Annotated in this window: 1 protein-coding gene (running past one end of the window); it reads right to left on the bottom strand. The window is 50.4% G+C overall.

Going from position 1 to position 23620, the window contains the following annotated elements; genetic code table 11:
• Positions 1-23620, bottom strand: partial view of a tandem-95 repeat protein gene (locus ACOCLE_RS05460; protein ID WP_419535840.1) — the 3' portion only. Its footprint extends 4355 nt past the window's final position; 23620 of the gene's 27975 nt are visible here — the last part of the coding sequence; its start codon lies off the right edge, out of view; the stop codon is at positions 1-3.

Below are 23620 nucleotides of genomic sequence, written 5' to 3' on the forward strand. Positions count from 1 at the left end.
TTACTCACCATGATCAAGATTGTTGTTATTTATCAGGCTATTAAGGATGTCGGTATCATTGTTGCCCAAGGTAAACAAATCAATATCTTTAAAGGTGACCCGTTTGGTGACATCCCCATCGGCCTCCGGGCGAATTTCCATAATGGTATCGCTGCCACTGGCAACAAAGTGGAAGTGCTGATCCAGACTGTCGCTGGCATCCACCAGAATGTCGTCCAGCTTCAACAGGTCGCCTTCATTCGTGTTGAAATCAGTAATAATCAGGTCAGCAGGGTTCTGACTGTTGCCATTGATGTTGAAATCAAAGGTATCAGCACCACGCCCTCCGGTAGCAGTAACATCATCGTGATTGATAATGAAGAAGTCATCCCCAATATCCCCGATCAGGGTTTTCAATGCGCTACCAGAGGTGTGATTGTAGCCTGCCATTCGATCACTGATGGTTTCTACACTATTGCCAGCACTGTCATTAAGGCTGCTGCCGGTGTAGCTGAACAGTAATTGCTCATCACTGGTAATCGGGTCACCAGAGAAGGTCACAGTGGCTTCCTGACCATTAACCGAGACATTGGTGATTACCCGGTCAATACCATTCACCTTGATGGAGAATTCACTATTAGCAGGGACTCCGGAAATAGTTTCAGAGAAGCCCAGTACCAGCTCGTTACCAGAAACCAGTGATGAGTTAAGGTCCGGAGCCTTCAGATCAGACTGTGTCACGCTTCCTGAACTCAGCGCATCGGTGGTCGCAGCATTTCCAGCCAGGTCATTGATAAAGCCGGTAGCTATGTCCACCTGATCATTGCTGTAATCACCGCCGGTATTACTCTCAATATCCACGGCTTTGGCCGCAGCAAGCTCAATCCTGAGCCGGGTATTGTCCACCACTTTGGCGGAGAGCACATCATCTTTACTGAAACTGAGTGCCAGAGAACCATTGACGTTGTAGCTTAATTTACTCCAGTCCAGCAATAATCTCAGTTCGGTTGTATCAGCACTGGCATTGCCACTCAGGATGTCATTGAAGTTACTGCCGGTCAGTAGCAGGTTATTACTGTCCGGGTCGTATTCAATGGAGGTAATGGTTGTTGCAGGCGCAGTTGTATCAATTACCAGCGAGCTGTTATCAGTGAGTTCGCTGTCCAGGTTGGAAAAACTGAGATCGGCATTACCACTGCTGGGGCCAATGCCACCGAATATTCTAGCGCCATTTAAATTAATGGTTGTTGCGTTCAACTGAGTGATGTTGTCGCCGCTCTGGACGGTGTATTCAAACATTAATCTTGAGCTGGTGTGGGTATCCGTAACTCCTGGCTCCTGTTTGACAAATGTTGCCGTGGCTCCACCATTCAAAGACAGGGTGGGGGTTCCGCTGCTGGTATCAACCTTGACTTTCTGGTTGTAGTGCACCTCAATCAGAATGGTATCACCCACTTTATAGGCACCATCGGCAGTGATGCTGTTAATGGATTTCAGCGTTGGCTGAGCTTCGGTGTATGCATCAAAACCGGATGTAGAGTTATGCATCAACGCGCCATCGTAGGAAAAGCTGGTTTCGTTGCCTGCTTTATCCTTGAACCAGCCAGGCTCAATTCTAAGGCTCATTTCATCAAATGGGCTCTGCTCGTGGGATGACGTGTTTTTGGTAAAGAAGTTGGACATTCCCTCCCAGTTCAGAAAACGCTCATACCCTTCGTCCGTTAATTGCAATTGTGTTCTCTCGGCGAGTCCTGAGCTCTCATGCTGCCGGAAGAAAAGCACATCTTCTTCCTGGAAACGGTACTCCGTGGCATTACCAAAATCATCGGTGCCGGTGATGACAAATTTGGTCCAGTCAACATCGTACAGTGTGGAGAGGTCATTGCCTGCGCCGACGCCCCAGTCACCGGTGCTGGTGTCAAACAGGAACTGGTTGGTTCGATGGAAGAATTTGACAATGTTGAAACTCAGGTCAGTATCCACCTCGATATTGGCCTGACTGGCCAGCTCCAGTGCAGCAGGAGGGCGGGCATCGTTATAGATGCGCACATCATCAATCAAACCGTGGAAGTTATTCCCCTCTGTGGAGTAATCGGTTGTACCACTATTATGAAGTTTTGAGGATCCTTGCTGGCTTCCCAAATAGGTTTCAGCATGAGATTTCACCGCCTGTCCAGTGGTGGAGCCGAACTCTTCACCATCCAGATAGCCCTTCAAGGTGCCATCCGTACTGTTCAATACCAGCGATACATTGTGCCACTGGCTCTTATCAATGCCACTGATGTCCACATTGAGCCATTGACCATCCCAGCTTGTACCTTCACTCCAGGCGCCAAGATACAGCTTTCCGCTTTCAATATAGATATTGAAACCATTAGAACCGCCACCCTCATCATAGAGGAACTGCCTGCTGGTTAATGTATTACTGGCATCGGGCTTAAAGGCCAGAGAAATCGTTCTTTCAGGAATCGTTCCGGTGTAACTGTTAATTTCGGTGGAGTCACCAATGGCAACGTAATCATTCACCCCATCCAGACTGACTGCCTGGCCGGTCACTCCCCCGGACACCAGTGTGGCACCGTTGGTCAGTGTGGCTGGGTCATCCACACTGTCAGAATGGGATTCGTCGGCCACGGTGGTTCCGGAAGCGCTGTCAAATGTCCATTGGGCACTGAGATTATTCAGCAGATGATCTCGCAGGTCATTACCGGCCAGATCGCGGATGGTGCCATTCTCAAGGTCCAGTGGCATGCCGGCCAGTACATCAAGGTCGGCCATGTTTTCTCCCGCACCGACGGTGTAGCGGAACACCAGTTTATCGGTGCCGGAACCGCTGGAGTAGGAGGCCTGGCCACCCGTGTTGAGATAGAGAGCAGGGGTTCCTGTTATTTCAACCGCTTCACTGAAGGACACTTCAATCTGTATGACTTTGCCCGCATTGTAGGGGCCATCAGTGGTTAAACTGTCAATACCCGTGATTTCAGGCACATTGACATCGACGATGGCGGTGCCGGTTTGCGCCAGTGCGTCGTTACTGGTGGTGGCCGGCAGGGTAGGGATCAGACTGTTTCCGACGGCATCAAAGGCCATGACCCCAGAGGGGATCGTTAAGGCGGTATTGGAGGCGTAGTTAAGGGCTGTGGTGTTTTCGCTGTTGGCGGTGCCGACGGTATAAACAAACCGTAAGGTGTCGGTACCTGCACCGCTGTCGTATGTTGCAGTGGTGCCATTGTTCAGGGCCAGGGTCGGAAGAGTCGCTGCATTGGCCGTGTCTATACCGCTGATATTCACACGCTCACTGAGCTGGACCAGAATGACAACCTCTTCGCCCGGTATAAAGCGACCGGGTTCTTCAAGGCGAACCTGAAGAACCGTTGGCGCTGCAATATCACTGTAATCCAGGGTCAGGTCACTGGTGGTTGCAGCGCCTTCATTACCGGCCAGGTCCCTCAGGAAACCTGCCTGGATATCAATCCCATCCTCTGCCCCCTGGTAGCCAAAGATTCCTTCAAGCTCAGCGGCCTTGGCATCGGTAAACTGGATGGTTAGCGTGTCGGTTCCAGCAAGACGGGTAGAGACAATATCGCTGGCGGTCAGTGTTACATTCTGGGTAACACCGTCGTCTTTATCGATATCAATCACCAGTTTGCTCCAGTCCAGCCTGGCTGTGATATCCGCTGTGGCACTTTCACTGCTGTTCAATAACTGATCAAAATCAGCACCCTGCAGCAGTAACTGATTGTTGTCTTCATCATAAGCGACACTGGTTATGGTGGTTGCCGGGGCGCTGGTATCGACCACAATCTGGCTGTTACCTGCAAGCGCATTGTCACTGCCCATATCTGGCAGGGTTAAGCTTGCATCGCTGCCCGCGCCATTGGTCAAGGCGCCGACAGGAATCAGTTCAAGGCTGACTTGATCAAAATTGACCTGATCCCCTGAAATATGTGCCAATTCGATAGTGAGTGGCTGGTTATTACCGGCAAACGTATCATCAAATGTTCTGCCATCAACATCCAGCGTTAATGTTTCGAACGCTCCCTCCGCCGGGGTTAATGTTCCACTGCTGCCAACAACCTCACTGCCTGCCAGCAGGCGAATTTCATAGCTGCCAAAACCAGCAATATCGATACGATTGCCAACATCAATAGATAAACGATAGAAACTATCAGTTGAGAACACGTCAAAAAGCTGTTGTGACACCTGGCCACTGTTTATGTAAAGAACATTACTGCCTTCTGATGCCTCTCCAGGGAAACTGCTTGATGGTGGATTCCAGACACCACCATCACCACCGGCACTGAGTGTCCATGAAGTTGATGTTCCAATAGTGCTGTTGGCCAGAATGGTATTTTCGAAGCCTGAGTCATTCACTGTCAGCGGCGTGTTTGAATTGGTGACATCAGATGCAAATACCAGTGAGCTGGTATCCCGGTAATTCAGGTCGTCGGTATTTTCACCGGCTGTCAGTGTGTGACGGAAAACAAACTCACGGGAGCCGCTCCCTGAAACGTAGACAGCATTACCGCCATAGGGATTTCCACCGCCAGGCAACCGGTCATTCAGCAGCAGTAATAGCGGGTCATTATTGGCGTCGTAATTTTCCAGTGTCACTTTCTCGCTGAAGCGGACACGGATGAAAATCTCATCACCGGCCTGGTAACTGCCGTCTGCTGTGTCAGCCGTTATATTGACGACAGTGGCTCCACTGGTCGTCACACTGACAGTGGCATCGGACAGGGCATCGGTGGTTGAGCGGTTACCGGTTTCATCACCAATAAAGCCGGGGGTAATAGACAGTGTCATGTCACCACCGATGGTACTAAAGCCGTTATTATCCAGTATTTTGCTGACCCCGCTGTCGAGTACAATTTCCAGTCGATCACCATGAACCCTTACAGCGCCAATATCGGACTGGCTGAGACTGACATTATCAATACTGTTATCGGGTTGCCTGAGTTTAAGCAGCAATTTGCTCCAGTCAAAGCGGGCCAGATCCTCACCCTGCAGTGAGACACCTGCGCTTTCATCATCACCCAGCATGGTAGTGAAACCACTGCCATTGAGCGTTAATACCTGATCATCAATCCCATCGGGCGCCAGGGTTACCCCGGTAATGGAGACTTCTGGCGCATTGCCGTCAATCATCAGATCGGCATTTTGGGCAAGGGCACTGGTATCGGTCTGCTTAACCGAAATGCTCTGTATCAACAGGGCATTATCAACACCAGCACCGGCTGAAGAGGAGGAACCCATAGAGAGGGTGAAGTCATCAAAATTACCGTTTCGACTGTCTGTAACGGTATTGTAAGTGGCGGTACTGCCATCGACAGTGTAACTGTCAATCACCAGGGAGTTGCTGGCGTTGATGTGGCCGGTAATGACCAGATCATGGAACTGGTTGTCATCGGGAATACCGGCTTCAAATCCAAAACGGTTATTGGTACTGGCCGATGCTGGATCACCCAGGGAGACATTCATACTGCCTGATTTCATCAGCGTCATATGGATCTGGAAGCCGGACTCTTTAAAGGCCTCCATCTCCGCTGATGAGAACGTGTAGTACATGTTGGGGAGATCCCAGGCACCATCGCTTAAATAGTCCTGAATCAGGAATGCCTCTGCGGTGGAGGTATCACCGTCCAGGCTGAGGTATTTCATATTATCCGCAAAGCTCTGGGTATCGACTTCTGTCAATGTCGTTTCACGGATATCATTTTCCCGGATCTCATCATTATCAAAGAAACTCCAGCCAGCGGTTTCCAGGGCCGTTTTTCCCATCAGGTCGGAAGCATCGAAGTCAACCAGGGTACTCATGGCTGGCACCAGCAGGATGGCGCTATTGCCTGAGGTATCCTTGATGGTGCCACCGTTCAGCTGCAGAGCATTGGCGCTGAACACATCCAGGTCATCGGCCTGATCACCGGGTTGTACGGTGTATTCAAACGTCAGTTGACGGGTACCTGAGCCGGAACTGTAGGCCGCCGGTGAAATATTATTGCCCGTGCCCATTAACAGGTTGGGTTCACCGGTCACCTCTACAGGTTCATCAAAGGTGACCTGAATACGCAAAACGGAACCGATGGGGTATTCCCCATTAGGATCAAGGCTGGTTACTTCGGTGATGGAAGGCGCAATACCATCGGGGGGCAATACGAAGATTTCAACCCCGGCAGTATTGGCATCGCTCATGGTGTTGCCAGCGGCATCCTGGAAGAAGCCATCACTGGTAATACGGATCAGGTCCTGACCTTCCGCATTACCAAAACCGGAAATTGCCCTCAGTTCGGCCAGTTTACTGCTGGCCAGCTTGATGTATAACTCCTCATTACTGACGGCAAGCACGGAATTAATATCCGATGCGGTGAAGCTGACATCGGTATTACTGCCACTGCTGTTCACTACCCGCCAGGAGAATTTACTCCAGTCGAGTCGACTGGCCAGATTGGTGTCATGCGCTTCCCCTGGAGAGAGCAGGCTGTAAAAGTTTGAGCCGCCCAGTGCGAGAACACCGGCCTCATTGACCACATTATTGTCGGTGATACCGACATTGGGCGAGATACTGTCGATTTGGATAGTATTCTGACCGGCCAGGGAATTTGCTGACCCGGGCGCAGGGAGCAACAGGTTGGCATTATTGCCCACCAGGTCCGCAATAACACCACCGTTTAGACTCAGTGCAGAGGTTGATAATGCATCCAGGTCGGCTGCTTCATCCGGGTTATCAATGGTGAAAGTAAACGACAATATATTACTTCCTGAACCACCATTGTAGGTGGCCAGGCGATCAAAGGTGCCGGTTTCCAGCTGCAGTGTTGGTTCCCCGGTCACATTGACCCGCTCGGAGAACTCCACTTTAACGGTAATGGTATTGCCATCCTGATACCACTGGTTGGCATCATCACTGAAGAGCCTGAGAACTTCAGGCTCACCAGCAGTATCCGTGGTGTTGGTGACCGAGAAGCCAGAGATGGTACTGGCATCATTACCCGCACTGTCTTCAATTCGGTCACTGTTTAGATCACTGCTGGCAGAAGGCGGCGTATAGTCAATGGAGACCTGCTGGCCATCAGTGACCGGTTCAGCCAGGGTTAAAATAACCTGTTCTCCATTAATGGCGATGCTGTTGATGGTCTGGCCCTCTCCTTCGGCAAGGACGGTGAATAATGACGGGTTCAGGGTTGCGTTGGTATTGAGTGCTTCATTCAACGTCAATGTCAGGGTGTTTCCATTAACTTCTGCGGAAACCAGGGTGGGTGTAATGGAATCGGTAATATTGGTGATGGTGATATCGCCATGATCGAATGCGGCGGCATCAAGGCCTTTCAGGTCCTCAATGCTGTCCGGGTTCACCGTGTTATCACCGATATCCCACTCGGTGCGGTTGATGGTGTAAATGGAGCGGGAATTTGAAATATTCAATACCCCCAGCTCACCATCACTGATGTTCTCATTGAACTGGTGAGCGACTTTTTCGTCACCATCAACGATCAGGGTAACCTTGTTATCGATAATTGTGACTTCTGTGTGGCGGGCAACGTCGAACTGCGCTGGATCAGAGCTGTCATTAGTCGTGAGAATGGTTTTTGTACCATTGACCCAGTGTTCAACGTTCCATTCTGAAGTCCCATCGCCATCATAGCTGCCAATGGCTTTGTAATCGTTGGCGCTCTGATAATCAAACACGATAAACGCATTACGTGATCCAAAATCATCGGTTGGCGTTACGGTGAAATCAAGGTAAAGGTCGTCACTTCTAATTGAACTGTTCAGTGTGTTAATCAGTACTACATTTTCTTCGGAAACCGAGGTCAGTGTCAGTGTGTCTCCACTAAGTGAGACAGTCCCGCCATTATCAACGGAGAGCGCACTCTGGAAGTCAGCGGTTGTTGTGGGTTTATAACTCAGTGTCACGGACTCACCGTCGGTAACCGGACTGGCCAGCGCCAGGGTGACCTGATTGCCACTGACCGATGTGCTGTTGATATTGCGGGTCACACCACCGACCTGAACCTCAACAAGGGAGTCACCGGTCAAGGTCATGGGCTGACTGTTACCGTTCAGGTCGCTGACAGAAGTACCGCCGTTTTCTTCAAAGTCGTAGGCGTGATAAGTGTCACCTGTCAGGCCTGAGGCAAAGTTTGCGAAGTCATTGGCGTTGTACAGGTCGGATATTTCAGAGGAAGTAAGATCCCGGTCAACGATCAGGATGTCATCAACTGCTCCATCCATGGGTTCATCTACAGGCCAGTTACTTTTACCAACGTAGTTGTTGGCTCGAACCATGACCGGAGGAACCACGGCACCAGTCGTTTCGGCTTCAAAGACACCGTTTTTGTAGACTTTCAGTGTGCCATTGCTACTGACGGTAGCAGCAACATGTACCCACTCTCCCTCGGTGAAGAAGTTTGCGATATCAACGGGGTACTCTGTGCCAGAACCAGAGCGAACAGAAAACCTGAGATCACTGGTGTCGCCATTATGAGCGAGGACAATATTGTCATCGGCTTCCCCATCACCAAAATCAAAGATCCTTGACCAGGCTTGAGAAAAGTCATCATAGCGAACCCATGCTGCAAGGGTCATGGTTCCACCAATAGATAGCCCATCAATCTCACCGGTACCTTCAAAGCCATTGAACTCCAACCCGGTTCCCTCACCATTTTTACCAGCTCCCCACTCGACACCCGAGAAGCCTGCACCTTCATTCAGTTCTTCGGAGTAGGTGAGGGTGATGGTATCGCCATCAACCACCGCACTGTTGAGGGTTGGCGGTGTGGTATCGGTATTGTTTTCAACCAGGGCGCTGGCAAAGCCGTTACTGGTATTTCCCTGGGCATCCTGAATCGCTGCACCGCCATTATTGGTGGCATTGGCAGCACTGTACGAGAGTCGCACAATATCGGCATCAGCGACCGGGCTGTTGAGGGTCAGGGTCATCTGGTTATCGGTAATACTGACATTGGAAACCGTAAGGCTGCCGCCACCGACCAGTGAGATGGTAAAAGCACTGCTGTCAGGAAGGTCGGCTGGATCAAGATTCTCGTTGTAGTTAACCGTCAACTGATCACCGTCTACCGTCATATCCTGACGAACCGGGGCGACCCCATCAGGGGTAACAGTAGCGGAGAAGTTGATCATTGCTGCGAATGGGTTAATACCACCCTGTTCCTGCACCGGATTACTGCCGGGGGTGTAACTGACCTGAACATTGGCACCAAAGCTGACGGCACTGTCCAGGCTCAGGCGAATCTGGGTACTGTTCAGGTAAGAGACGTTCAGTACATTCACACTACTGCTGTCTACGGATACGGCAAAGTCAGCCAGAGCCGGAATGCTGTTGATGTCCATGTCTTCACTGAAGGTAAGAACCAGGTCCTGCGTATTGGCAACCACTTCAGCCGTTGACAGGGTAGGAACATTGCCAGAGAAGGTAACGGTCTGGGTTGCGGTGGTGACTGTATTGGCGGTGTCGGTTTGTGTGGCGGTGATTGCCAGCTGGCCATCAGGCAGTGAATCGATATCCAGCACTTCACCTGAGAGACTCCAGGTGCCATCAACCTCAACGTTAATGGTTTCAACAGCGGTATTGTAGAGAGCGGAAACGTCATCTGCACTTAGGGTTTGATCAAAAATCTCAAGCCCGGCAGCATCTCCCAAGAAGTCACCGTTACCGAAATTGAAACTCACCTGCCAGTCAAAGTCAGATTGGGTATCTGGACCAGATGCCAGTTCAACCCCATCTACATAGAGCTTTTGCCCACCAATACTACTGCCATAGGTGTGCACAATATGATGCCACTCACCATCATCAAAAGTTCCTGTACTCGTAATGTATTGATGGCCATTCACAGTGTCCCAGACGCTTGCCTGAACCTGACCATTAACCAGATTAATGTAACGGTCAACACCGTACCCCTGGGATCCATCTGTTCCGTCAATTCTAAATAGAGTTGCATTACTGTCTGTGGTTTTTATCCAGAATGACACAGCATAGTTCGTTTCAGAAACGTTCAAGTTACCGGTCAGGCTGTCATCAACGCCATCAAAATGGAGTGCCTGTCTGGAGCTGTCCTGAGATCCCTGGTTTGGACCGTCAACATAGCTGGCAGATCCGCCATTAAAGGTAACCGTACTGTCACCGTTAAGGTTGCCATTCAATGACCAGCTTGCCTGGGGGGCAGGAACCGAGTCAGCTCGCATCGTAAGTTCTACCGTAGCCCCGGGCTCACCCACGCCAGAGACAAACATGGCATTCTCTTCCGCAGCACTGATCTGGTTATCACCCATGATCGGCGTATCAATAGCCAGGGTATGAGTGGTAATCAGCTGCCCATTATTCTGCAACTGACTGATAATGCTGGCATCACTATTACCCAGAGCGGTCAGGTCAGTGTTTTCCAGAACAATATGCTGAACGACATCTCCTCCAGTGGTCCGGCTGATCTCAATAACCGTATCCTGGCCATCCAGACGGAAGTGAATAAACTGATCCAGTGCCGTTGACTCTTCACCGGTCAGGAAGGCATGAAGGTCAAGGATATCGCCACTGGCACCGACGGCAAAGTCGGTAATCCGGTCAGTGGCAGGAGTGCCGACTGAGCCTTCGTCACCCGGCTGCCAGACCAGTCGATCCCGGCCGGTCCCTGTGGTGATCGTGTCGTTATCGGCACCACCGGTAATGATATCGTTACCGCTGGAGCCAGTAATCGTGTCATTACCGGCACCCCCTTCCAGGGTATCCACTTCCGGCAGAACACCCTGCAGGCTGACATTACTGAGAATGGTGCCCTGACCGTCATTCTGGCCAGGTACCTCGCGAATCATCAGTGTCTGACGGGTGCCATCACCGGTCAGGTTAACGGTATGGGTTGCCCAGCTGGTGCCAATACTGACAGTCTGCACATACTGGTCGCCCCACCAGATTTCGACATCACCGGAACTGGCCAGGCGGGTATAGGCTTCAAACGACAGAGTATAGGTTTCACCATTGAGGGTATCCACCTGCTGATAGATGGCATCGACATCGGTGTTATTGCCATCCAGTTCAAGTCGGGGAGTGGTGTCGGTTTTGGTGGGTGCCCAGAAAGCCAGCTCGATGTTGTTTTCAGAGAAGCTATCTACATCAACACCTGAGGTGTACTGTCCTGAGGTAATACCTGTTGTATTCAGGTTCTGCCAGTTGTCCAGATCAACTTCTTCCCATGTTGAATGAACGGTTAATACCGTATAGGAATCGAACTCACCATTTTGGATAAGGTTGCCACTGTTCCCTGAGTTATCAGGCAGTAGTCCGGACAAACTTACGTTGTTGATGATAGGACCACCGCCGCCGTTCTCTCGGAGCATCAGGCTCTGTTCCGTACCGTCTCCGGTGACCGTCAATGAGAAGGTTTGCCAGTCTGAGCTGGCTGTAAATGTAGTGACATAAAAACCATCCCACCATACTTCAACATCTGGGTTGGCGACACCCTCCCGGCCTACCGTTTCGAATTCCAGTGTGTAAGTGGCGCCGTCTACCGTTGTTACTTTCTGCATGAGGGAGTCGGCATCACCGGCAAAGTCCAGTTCAACTCTTGGTGTATTGTCAGTATTGGTCAGTAGCGCGCTGGCATTCCAGGACTCTGCTTCAATCTGAGGCAGCAGTGTTGCATCGACGGTTTCACTGGTATTAATGATCGAAGCCGTATTCACGGCTTTCCAGTCATTGAGAATCACATCGCGATAGTTGCCATGATCAGTAACAGTCGTAAAGTTATTAAACTCCGTGTTTTCCAGCAGTTCATCATACCGGCCACCGGTATTGAGTTGGTTGCCCTGGATAATGTCATCACCAGCACCGCCGCTGATCTGGTCGCTGCCGGCACCACCCTCCATCAGGTCGATACCAGTACCACCGGTGAGTGTGTTGTCCTCACCGTCGCCACGACCGACTGTGGCATTGTACTCGGTGAGCTGACTGTTGTTTCCACCACCATCGGTGGAGGTCACCCGGATAGTAAGAGGGTCGCCATTATTTAAGGTGACGGGGGGGGTAAAGCTCCAAGTACCATCACTGGCTACAGTAGCACTGTAGTTAATGCTGTTAATGGTGAAGTTCAGGGTGGTATCGGGCTGGCCGGTGCCGGTAATGACCGACTGAAAGTCATTATTTAAACGAACAGCGCTGATTTCTGGTGCCACTGGTGGCAGATCATTTACGGCAATGGTCAGGCTGCGGGTGATGGAGAGACCGCCATTATCGGAAGCCGTAATATCCAGGCTGATGGAGGTTTCTGTATCGGCATTGATGGTTTCTCCGGCTTTCAGCTTGAGAATGCCATTCTCTATCGTAAATCGGTTGTCACTGAGGGTGTAGTTGTGCGTGCCAAATGCTCCCTCTGGGGAATCGGGGTCAATGATGTACACGGGGCCAACTTCAGCACCGTCCTGCCACTCATCAATACGGGCTTCGCCCTGGTAGAGGGAGGCGATTTGAGTGGCGGTCAGTCCCTGGTTGTAGACCTGTACGCTGGCTATTTCGCCTTCAAAATACTGGTTGCCAGAAGGGTATGCCGTATAGCCAAGACTGATTGAAGTCTGGCTGGTAAAGTTGGACACGTCGGATGATCCAGAGGCTACTTCTACCCCATCAACGTAAATTTTCTGGCCATTAGCACTGCCACCGAAGGTGTGCACGACCTGGTGCCATTCACCGTCATTAAAGGTATCTGTAGATGTAATAATTTCGCCAGACGACCATAGACGCCCTCTTAACTGGCCGTTTTCCAGCCACAGGTTACGGTCATGGCCGCCACCGTCCACCTGGAAAATGCCGCCATTGGCTGAGTCTGTCTTAAACCAGAGGGTAACGGCATAACTGGTTTCGGACACATTCAATGATGCCGTAAAGTGATCATTACTGCCGTCAAACTGCAGTGCTGAGCCTGCAGCGCCACCGGGGCCATCAACATAGACCGGTGAACCTCCACTGAATGAACCATTCACGGAACCAGCGTCGTCATTCAGGTTACTCCGTAACTCCCAGGAAGCCTGTGGCGTTGGCAGATCCACCGCATTGCTGAAGGGCAGTAATATATCGGTTGGTAGCTCATTGATATCCGCCACTTTAATGGTGACCGGCTTGACGTTCTGGGCACTGTTGCCGTTGTTGTCGGTCAAAGTAACGGTCAGGTCGTAGCGATTCTCAGTTTCGAAATCCAGGGTGATGTTCTGGTTAACATGAAGTTCAGGCTGACCGTTGTTATTGATGATGGTGAACTTGTCGGCATCGGCTCCGGACAGCGTGAGCTGGGTATCCACCGTGTCACCAGCGGTAACATTGATATCCGCCACTTTAACGGATCCATCACCGGTATAGGTCATCTCGGCAATGGTGTCAGTCGAGAGCTCCATGTTCAGTAACAGGATGTCGGTATCAATGGAGGTGCTATACGTGTTGCTGTCAGATGCGCCAGAGTAGGCACTGGCCAGAGTAGCAGAGAAACTCTGGCCCAGGTTGGCAACCGCAGCGGTGGTCAACGTGCCGGTGACCGTAAAGGTGGCGGTTTCCCCTTTGAGTAGATCCACCAGAGTATCGATATTGCCAGTGCCGGAACCGGTCTGGCCATTGGAGGTGGTGTAGGTCCAGCTGGTATTTTCCAGCCCAGTCGGTGCGCTCCAGGTCATACCGGTTTCAAAGGCGTGGTTATCGCCGGTATTTTCAATGGCGAACTCCCAGCTGACCTCATCGCCGATGGCGGCATTGCCGGGTTCAACCGGGTTGGTGACGCTTAGATCCGCCGGTACCTTGACGGACACATTATCCACCCAGTGATAGTTGTTAGCACCTCCGGTTGCACCAGTGAAGCCGAGTTTAAATGTATCGGGTAGCGCCTGACTGGTGTTCGCACCGTAATCGTATTGATCATACAGGGTTTGCCAGGAGCTCCCATTATCCCAACTCATCTCGAGCGTCAGTTTCTGCTCGGAGTCCAGGGTTAAGCGCACCTTGCGCCAGTCGTATCCATTACCATCGCCACTACTGTCAGTGGTTATATTGGTGTCATCAATACCGCCAAAAGAGCTGACCTGGTAGTGAGACAGGTAGCCATAACCGGTTGTGCCGTTTCCACCATCGCGGATTACAACACTGTCTTTACGGTTGGTTGAGTCCCCGGCAAAATTACCATACTCATCAAAGCCTATGCCCATGTAGGCCCCAGACAGACCATTGGTGCCTGTTCCACTGTAGGGGGAGTATCCCATTCCCCCACCAGAGGCACCTGCAGTAACCGTAGATTGACTGCCATCTGCCAGGAAGAACAGCATCCCATCCGCGGCCGTTCCACCCCCAGCGAAGTAATCGAACTCGACCTGTATTCCGAGTGAAGATGAAAAAGGCGTGTTTAAAACAGAAAATCCTGTTTCGTAATCGCTGAGCCCCGTTAACTGCAATAACCCCCCGTCGGTAGCACCGGTAACACTGGACTGGTGTACGGCATCGTCCTGGATGCTCCAGTCCGATGGTGAAGTCGTGAAGTCTTCTTCAATCGGGAAGGGCAGCTGGGCTACATTCAGATTAACAGTATGGGAGTCGGTTTTGGTGCCATCGACGCCTGTCGTATTGTTCAGATCGCTGGTGGTAATAGTCAGAGTGTCACCAGTAGCATCGCTGTCTGGTGTGTAGGCCAGACCTTCCAATGCCTTCTGAACAGGACCCTCGAGGTTAATATGATCAGGCTCCAGTGCCTTGTTATAAACGCGGAAGTTATCGAGGTTTTCTGCAAATGGCTGAGTACCCAGCTGATAGTTACCAACCGCCTCAATATCCGTGGTGATCTGGTAGTTAGAGGTACCTACATGCTCATTATCAAGATAGAAGTAGGTTTTACCACCTTTACCGACGGCGGTGAGGTTATGCCAGCTGTTATTATCAATACCGGTAATCACATAACCGGAGCTATGGAAGGCCGTGCCATTGTCGGCAAAAACACCCAGTAAGCCGGTGGACTGCTGAATAATAATATGATGACCAGATGCATCGGCCCGGGTCAGTGTATTCCAGGTGTTGCCAGAGAACAGGCCTTTAAAGTCGGCAGAAATGGTCCACTCACTGGCCAGATCAAAAGGCTGATCAAAGTTAATCACATCGCTGTTGCTGTCAAAACCGGCTACGCTACCCTGCTCACTATCATGGATAATATCAACGCTTGTGAATGTGGTAGTGATGTCATGTTCTGTATCAATATTGGGGTTGGCCTGGTCAGAGAAGAACAGGTGGAAATCATCCTGGTCTGCACCGATAGCAGTATCAAGATTGAGTTGAGGAACAACAGCAGAGTCATAAATTCTGATGTCATCCAGATACTCAGCAAACCGGTTATTATACTCGGGGTAACTGCCAAAACCGATAATATCACTGCTTGCCTGAGTATTGACTGTTCCTACATGGTCTCCATCAATGTAAAAGTATGTTTTATCATCTAAGCCAACTGCAGTAATGGTATGCCATCCCTCTTCCAGTCCAGAAAGTGAATGACCGCTAGAGTGAAAGCTGTTACTGAATAAGCCAAGTTCACCATTTCTTATTGCAACATGGTGATTATGATTCAATCCTAAAGTGAGGTTTCCATCCCCTGATAGTCGGACTCCATTAAACTTAGCGCTTATTGTCCATTCACTGGCAAGAGAGTACGGAGTGTCAAGATTAATAATGCTGTTTTCTTGTACTAGATGAATAACACCTCCTTGTGCAGGATCAGATGTTCTGGTTGCACCATTACTTAAATTACCAGTAATTTCAGTGCGCTTATCCAGAACTGGCTCAATTGCATCCCGGAAATTGAAATTCAGGTCTGCCTGGGGTTCAGTACCTTGAGTCAGGCGCCCCCTGATGGTCATGGACGATTCGCCATTACCACCACTGATAAACTCAAGCCCTTCGGTATTACCCAGGAACAGTTTGCCACTATTGACGGACAATGAAATTTCCATGATATCGGAACCGATATCATCATCTTCTACGTATACACCGTTGATAGGATTAAGCGACAATGTTGAGGTATCTTTGCTGTCCGGTGCGGTAATATCAGGTACATCGTTAACTGCTTCCACCACAATACGGGCCGATTTGCTCTGAGTTCCACCATCCTGGTATTGATAGGAAAGCAGGCCAATATCAGACACATTGTCATACTCTTTTGGAGCATCATAGAGCAGACCTTCCAGTTCGGTATTGGTCAGAACATCATTAACGTTGACAGTCGTACCATCCGCTTTTTTGATGGTTCCCAGGTTGGGCAGCGAGGTGATGGTGTAACTGGTAATACCTGCTTCAGCGGCCAGATTGACGGCATTATTTTCAGACCCTTCCAGTACTTTGGCATTACCAACCTGCATGGAGAACGTATCGGAAGCCATCAGGCCATTGCCATCCGTTACCGTGACCGTAATGGTATGGTCGCCGACTTCTGTGGCGCTCGGTGTGCCGGCAATGGTTCGGGTTATCGGGTTAAAGACCAGACCCGATGGCATACCGGCAACAGCATAGGAGAGGCTGTCGCCAACATCCTGATCCTTAAAGGCATTGACCGGAATCTGATAAGAGAACTGATTGCCGACACTGGCGGTAATACCTGAAGACTGGTTCTGTAACCCCTGGTCCAGCTCCGGTGCTTCATTGACGTTGGCAACATTGATGGCAATGGAAGCACTCTGGCTGTCACCCTGCCCATCCTGAACCTGAATCGTCAGGTTATAAACGTCTTTGGCTTCATGGTTAAGGGCATTCACTACCGAAATGTCACCGGTGGTTTCATTGATGGCAAAACGTCCTTCATCATTACCTGAAAGAATGGCGTAGGTGAGCGCATCACCGGCATCCACATCCTGGGCGACTAACCGACCCACAGTCACGCTGCCATCGGTGGCGGTATTTTCGTTGACCGTAAAGCTCTGGGTACTGATCTCTGGAGGTTCATTGAGGTTACCGATGTTGAGCGTAAAGGTTTCGTTATAAGAGAGACCGGTGTTGTTGTCATCGGTGGTGGTAACCGTGATGTCCAGTGTGCTGCCATCGGCTTCAAAGTTGAGAGACTGTCCATCTCTGAGTTTCAGCTGACCATTGACCACTTCAAAGCGGCTGTCGCTGACGGTGTATTCATGGACACCAAAGGACTCGGTACTGGCATCCGGGTCGGTGGTGGTCAGCGTACCGATCACCGCACCCACGGCATTTTCAGCAATAAACGTGTTGCTCAGTGATATATCGGAAGGTGCATCGTTGATGGATGTCACATCAAAGGTGATGGTTTGGGCAGTACTGCTCAGGCTGCCATCACTGACAGTAAAACCAAAACTGCTGTAGCCGGTACCATTGGCGTGTTCATCAGGCACAAATACCAGATTAGCCACATCCGCTTCAGTAATCACATCATTGATACTGACGGACTTCACTCCTTCAGGAGCGGCAGGGTTGGCAGTGGGTGTCAATGCAGAATTGTATACCTTGAAATCATCAATAAACTCTGCGAAAGGATCAAATAAGCTAGGAGCTCCACCTATTGAAGAAATCCCACTTGTTACCTGAAAGTTACTGGTTCCAACAAATAGACCATTAATATAAAAACCAGTCTCATTGTTTTCTCCCACAGCAGTTAGAGTGTGCCAGTTTGAATCAAGGTCAGTAACGATATAACCTGATCCATAGAATGCCCCATCACTGCTGCCCAGCTCGACTAAATCTCCAGTGCTGTCAGCATCTGGGTATCGTTCAAATACACCAAGCTCACCATTGCTGTTGATGGCTATATGTCCATCTCCAAAGCCACTGCTTCTGGTTAACAGGCTGACCTGATTATCATCTATCGGATCAGGGTTTTTAAAGCGGACATTAATTGACCATTCACTTCCAGTAGAGTATTCAGTGTCTAGCGTAATATAGTCATCAGTATCATCAAATCTTAATACAGAGCCTTGTTCGGGGTCATTTTGCCACTCTACACCAGAGCGTATAGTTCCATGGATATTATTAGTGGTGTCATTCACCGGATCACTTGAGTCACTGAATGCAAAATCCATAACTGGATCTATCTGTTGATACAAGCTGCCGGCTGTAGGCAGGCTGGTGATGGTGATGGATTGAAGCGTGTCACCGGTATCAACATCACTGAAGCCAAACTCCGCTGCTGTAAAGGTATGAGCCGTGTCCTCATTAATGGTCAGCGTGTTGTCTGCCGCAGTTGGGGCATCATTGACCGGTTGGATATGGACATTAATGGTCTGTGTGGTGACTTCTGAGTTTCCGGTGGCTGATTCAGTGGCTGTTGCCAAGGCGGTAACGGTAAAGTCTGTGTTGTAGTTGTCGGACGCCGTGAGTGTCAGGTTGTTTGGATTCCATGAACTGACATCGATGGAGGCACCTGTAGAGGTCACTGTGTTGGTGCCATCAGTTAATACCATACCGCTGGGAATGCCAGCTAATTCAATTGCCAGTGTTTCTGAACCATCAGCATCGGGAGTAGCTATCGCCAGATCTAAAGCGATGGGCTGATCTTCTGGTATGGATACCGTCGGTGTAAAGCCTGCATTGTTGGCAGCCAGTGGCATCAGGCTGATGTTATCTATGGCAAGGTCAGTGGAACCCCTGTCGCCTGAACTGGTATCAGAAATGCGCAAGGTGGCGTTGCCGGCAGTGGTTGTTGTGAAACTGGCATTAAGGGTTTGAACGATATCCGTACTGGTGGAGATCGATTGAGAGAACAATATAGTGCCAGAAGCTTCGTCTATGACTTCGATAAGGGCTGATTCCAGCAGAGCAACGCCAATACGGTAGTAATCCAGTGACAGGGTGTAGTTCAGGTTATTATTCAGGTAAATCGGCTGCTCGGCCACACCATCACTGGCAGCAGAGGCTGCTCCAAACTGTAGGTGTCCTAACGTGGCATCTACCGCTCCTGTTGTCGTCCAGCCGGTTGCCGTTGCCAGATCACCGTTATTGATAACTTCTGTATCAATAATATTGTTATTGAGTGTAATGGTTGCCGTGTCTGTGACTGGGGTAATATCGAAGGTAATACTTTGTGGTGTACTGCTGGCCGTGCCATCACTGACGGTAAAGCCAATAGCGGCACTGCTGGTTCCGCTGATGTGTGATGCCGGTGTGTACACCAGGTTGGGGATATCTGCTGTGGTGATTTCCTGATTTTCAGTGACGGCAACGCCGTTCAGCGTCAGGTTTCCGGATGCCGGTAGTGAGGTGATGGTAATGGATTGCAGGGTATCGCCCGTATCCAGGTCGCTGAAACCAAACTCGGATGCTGCAAATGTGTGGGCAGTGTCTTCATTAATCGTCATTGTGTTGTCTGTCGCGGTTGGAGCATCATTGACCGACTGAATATGGACATTAATCAGCTGCGAGGTTACTTCACTGTTACTGGTTGCTGTCTCAGTTGCTGTTGCTGTAACGGTAAAGCTGAAATCATCGTGGCTGTTGGCGGCGGTGGTGAGTGTCAGGCTGCCCAGTGTCCAGCTGCTGACATCAATAGCGGCTCCTGTTGATGTGATCGTATTGACGCCATCCGAAATCTGAACGCCGGCAGGTAAACCTGTCAGCTGAATATCCAGTGTTTCAGATCCATCGGTATCTGCGTTCACGGTACTGAGGTCTACCGCTATGAGCTGGTCTTCCTGCGCGAATACTCCAACCCCGGTTGGGATATGGCTGTTAGCCGCACTGACCGCCTGAATGGAAATATTATCGATTCGAAGGTCAACACTGTCAGTTACCGATGAGGTATCTGAGATTCGAAGTGTGACCTCTCCACTGGCAATGCCAGTAAAGCTCAAATTCAGCGTTTGCTGAGTACCCGTATTGGTGTTAATGGTCTGACTTGCCAGTACTGTCCCTGAACCTGCATCAATCAGTTCCACCAGTCCCGACTGGGCTGTGGTCGCTCCAGATGTTGCATAGGACAGTGACAGGCTGTAATTCACATCAGGATGGGATGTGAAATTTTGCTCGGCAATACCATCATTAGGACCCTGGGCACCACTGAAACTCAACTGACCATTTAAAATACTGACAGTGTTGATTAATGACCAGTCAGAAGTTGCGGAAAAATCACCATTGGTAATGAGCTCAGAATCCAGTGCCAGACTACTGTAAACATCATTGTTGACGGATATTACCGGTGTATCAGTGACGGGGGTGACGTTGACTGAAATGGACTGAGCAGCGCTCTCGGCGGTTCCATCACTGACCTTAAAGCCAATGGTGGCATAGCTGCTGCCACTGGCATTAGCGGTTGGCGTAAAGACCAGATTGCCAAGGTCTGCTGCGGCGATACTCTGGTTGGCACTGACTGCTGAACCGTTCAAGGTCAGGCTGCCAGCAGTTGGCATTGTGGTGATCTTTACTGACTGCAGTGTGTCACCGGCATCGATGTCGTTAAAGCCAAAGTCAGATGTCGCAAAGGTATACGACGAATCTTCATTTATGGTGACGCTGTTATCCTGTGCAGTAGGAGTATCATTCACCGGTGTTACGTTAAAGGTCATGGTGTTGGCGGTGCTGCTGGCGCTGCCATCACTGACGGTAAACTGGAAGCTGGTGTAATCGGTGCCGTTGGCATTAGCCACGGGAGTGAAGACCAGGTTGGCAATATCGGCAGTATTAATGACCTGATTGGCGTTGACTGCCGAACCGTTGAGCTCCAGCGTTCCAGCTGTGGGTAATGAGGTTATGGTGATGGACTGCAGGCTGGCACCCGCATCAACGTCACTGAAGCCAAACTCTGTTGCCGAGAAGGTATGGAAAGCATCTTCGTTGATGGTCAGGGTATTGTCTGCACTGGTGGGGGCATCATTGACTGCCTGAACATCAAAGGAAATGCTTTTCGGTGTACTGCTGGCCGAACCATCACTGACGGTAAACTGAAAGCTGGCATAGTTGCTGCCGTTGGCATTGTCTGCAGGACTGAATACCAGATTGGCAATATCACTGGCATTAATCACCTGATTCACACTAACGGCCGTGTTATTCAGCTTCAGGCTCCCTGCAGCAGGCAAGCTGATGATTTCGATGGACTGAAGCGTATCGCCCGGATCACTGTCGGTAAAACTGAAGTCGGTTGTCGTGAAGGTATGTGGCGTGTCTTCATTAATGCTCAGGGCATTATCCTGAGTAACTGGCGCGTCATTCAGTGATGTGACATTAAAGGTTATGGTTTTTTCGGTGCTGCTTGCGGAACCATCACTGGCCGTAAACCGGAAATCGGCATAGCCAATCCCATTTTCATTGGCAGCCGGGGTAAAGGCCAGATTAGGGATATCATTGGCAGTAATAACCTGATTAACGCTCACTGCTGCACTATTCAGGGTCAGGCTGCCAGCAGCGGGAATGCTGGTGATGGTAATGGATTGAAGGGAATCCTCCGAATCCACATCATTAAAACCAAACTCTGAAGCATCAAAGGGATGAGGAGCATCTTCGTTGATGGTGAGGGTGATATCTGCAACGGTGGGGGCGTCGTTAATCGCTGTAACATCAAAAGTAATGGCTTTGGGCGCACTGTCGGCGGTACCGTCATTGACCGTAAACTGGACACTGGCATAGCCTGCACCATTTGCGTTGGTGGCAGGTGTAAAGACCAGATTGGGGATATCTGCATTATTGATGACCTGGTTCGCAGTGACTGTGATTCCGTTCAGTGTCAGCTGACCTGCTGAGGGTAATCCTGTAATTTTGACGGACTGAAGAGAGTCTGTGGTGTCAATATCGCTGAAGCCAAAGTCAGCGGCGGCAAACGTGTGGGCATTATCTTCATCAATAGTGACGGTGTTGTCTGCAGCCACTGGAATGTCATTGACGGGAGTAACATCAAACGTGATGGTATTGGGAGTGCTCTCGGCTATGCCATCACTGACTGTGAACTGGACGGTGGCATAGTCATTGCCATTATCGTTGGCGTCTGGACTAAACGTCAGATCACCAATGTTGCCCGCTGAGATGATCTGGTTTGCCGTTACTGCCACCCCGTTCAGGGTCAGGCTTCCATTGACGGGAAGCGTGGTGATTTTAACCGACTGAAGGGCATTGCCTGAATCGACATCACTGAAGCCAAAATCACCGGCCAGAAACGAGTGACTGGAGTCCTCATTAATGGTTAACGTGTTGTCCGCTGCTTCTGGTGCATCATTGACGGCGGTTACGTCAAAGGTAATGGTGTTTGGTGTACTGTCTGCCTGACCATCGGAAACCGTAAACTGGATGCTGGCATAGCCTGAGCCATTACCATGTTCCGCCGGAGTATATACCAGGCCACTGATGTCTGCTGTATTAATGATTTGATTGGTAGAGACTGAGGATCCATTCAGTGTCAGGCTGCCCTGCAGAGGCAGGCTGGTGATTTTGACGGATTGCAGTGTGTCACCGATATCGATATCCGTAAAACCAAATTCCGAACTGGCAAAGGTATGGGCTGAGTCTTCTGTGATGGTCAGCGTATTGTCAGCTGCGGTTGGTGCATCATTGACAGCGTTTACATCAAAAGTGATGGTATGGGATGTACTGAGATCAGTGCCATCACTCACAGCAAACTGAATGCTGGCATACCCGTCACCATTGCTGGCAGGATCCGGTGTAAAGACCAGGTTGGGAATATCTGCCGTAGTAATGACCTGGTTAGTGGTGACCGAAGCACCATTGAGTGTCAGGCTACCGGCAGCGGGTAAACCGGTAATTTTGACGGATTGCAGGGAGTCACCGGTATCAATATCACCAAAGCCAAATTCCACTGCGGAGAAGGTGTGCGAAGTGTCCTCATCAATGGTCAGGGTGCTGTCACTGGCGGTCGGTGCGTCGTTAACGGCCGTTACATCAACGGTGATGGTACTGATGGCACTGTCGACCGTTCCGTCATTAACGGAGAAATCGAAACTGGCATAACCCGCACCGTTGGCATTTGCGACGGGTGTAAAGACCAGGTTGGCAATATCGGCGACAGCGATGATCTGATTGGCGTTCACCGCTGAACCGTTCAATGTCAGGCTGCCAGCACCTGGCAGAGTGGCAATTTTTATCGATTGAAGCGTGTCACCCGCATCAATGTCGTTAAAGCCAAACTCGGAAGCCGTAAATGTATGGGAGGTATCTTCATCGATGGTCAGGGTGTTATCCCCGGCCGTTGGCGTATCATTAACGGGAGTGACATTAAAGGTGATGCTGTTGCCGCTGCTGCTGACCTGACCATCACTGACGGTGAACCCCAGACTGGCGTAGGCATTGCCATTGGCATTGGGAGCCGGAGTAAAGACCAGGTTGGCAATATCTGTGGTATTGATGACCTGGTTGGCACTGACCGCTGCGCCATTCAGCGTGAGGCTGCCAGCACCTGGCAGACTGGTAACTTTAATCGACTGCAGGCTGTCGCCTGTATCGATATCGGTGAAACCAAACTCAGTGGTCGTAAAGGTATGGGATGTATCTTCATCCAGCGTTAAGGTGTTATCACTGGCCTCCGGAGCGTCATTAACAGCAGTTACATCAAAGGTGATGGTGCTGGTGGCACTGTCGACGGTTCCATCATTGACGGAGAAGTCGAAGCTGGCATAACCGGCGCCATTGGCATTGGCAGCGGGTGTAAAGATCAGGTTGCCAATA

The sequence above is a fragment of the Endozoicomonas sp. genome (assembly GCF_965196975.1).
In the GTDB taxonomy this organism is placed as follows: domain Bacteria; phylum Pseudomonadota; class Gammaproteobacteria; order Pseudomonadales; family Endozoicomonadaceae; genus Endozoicomonas.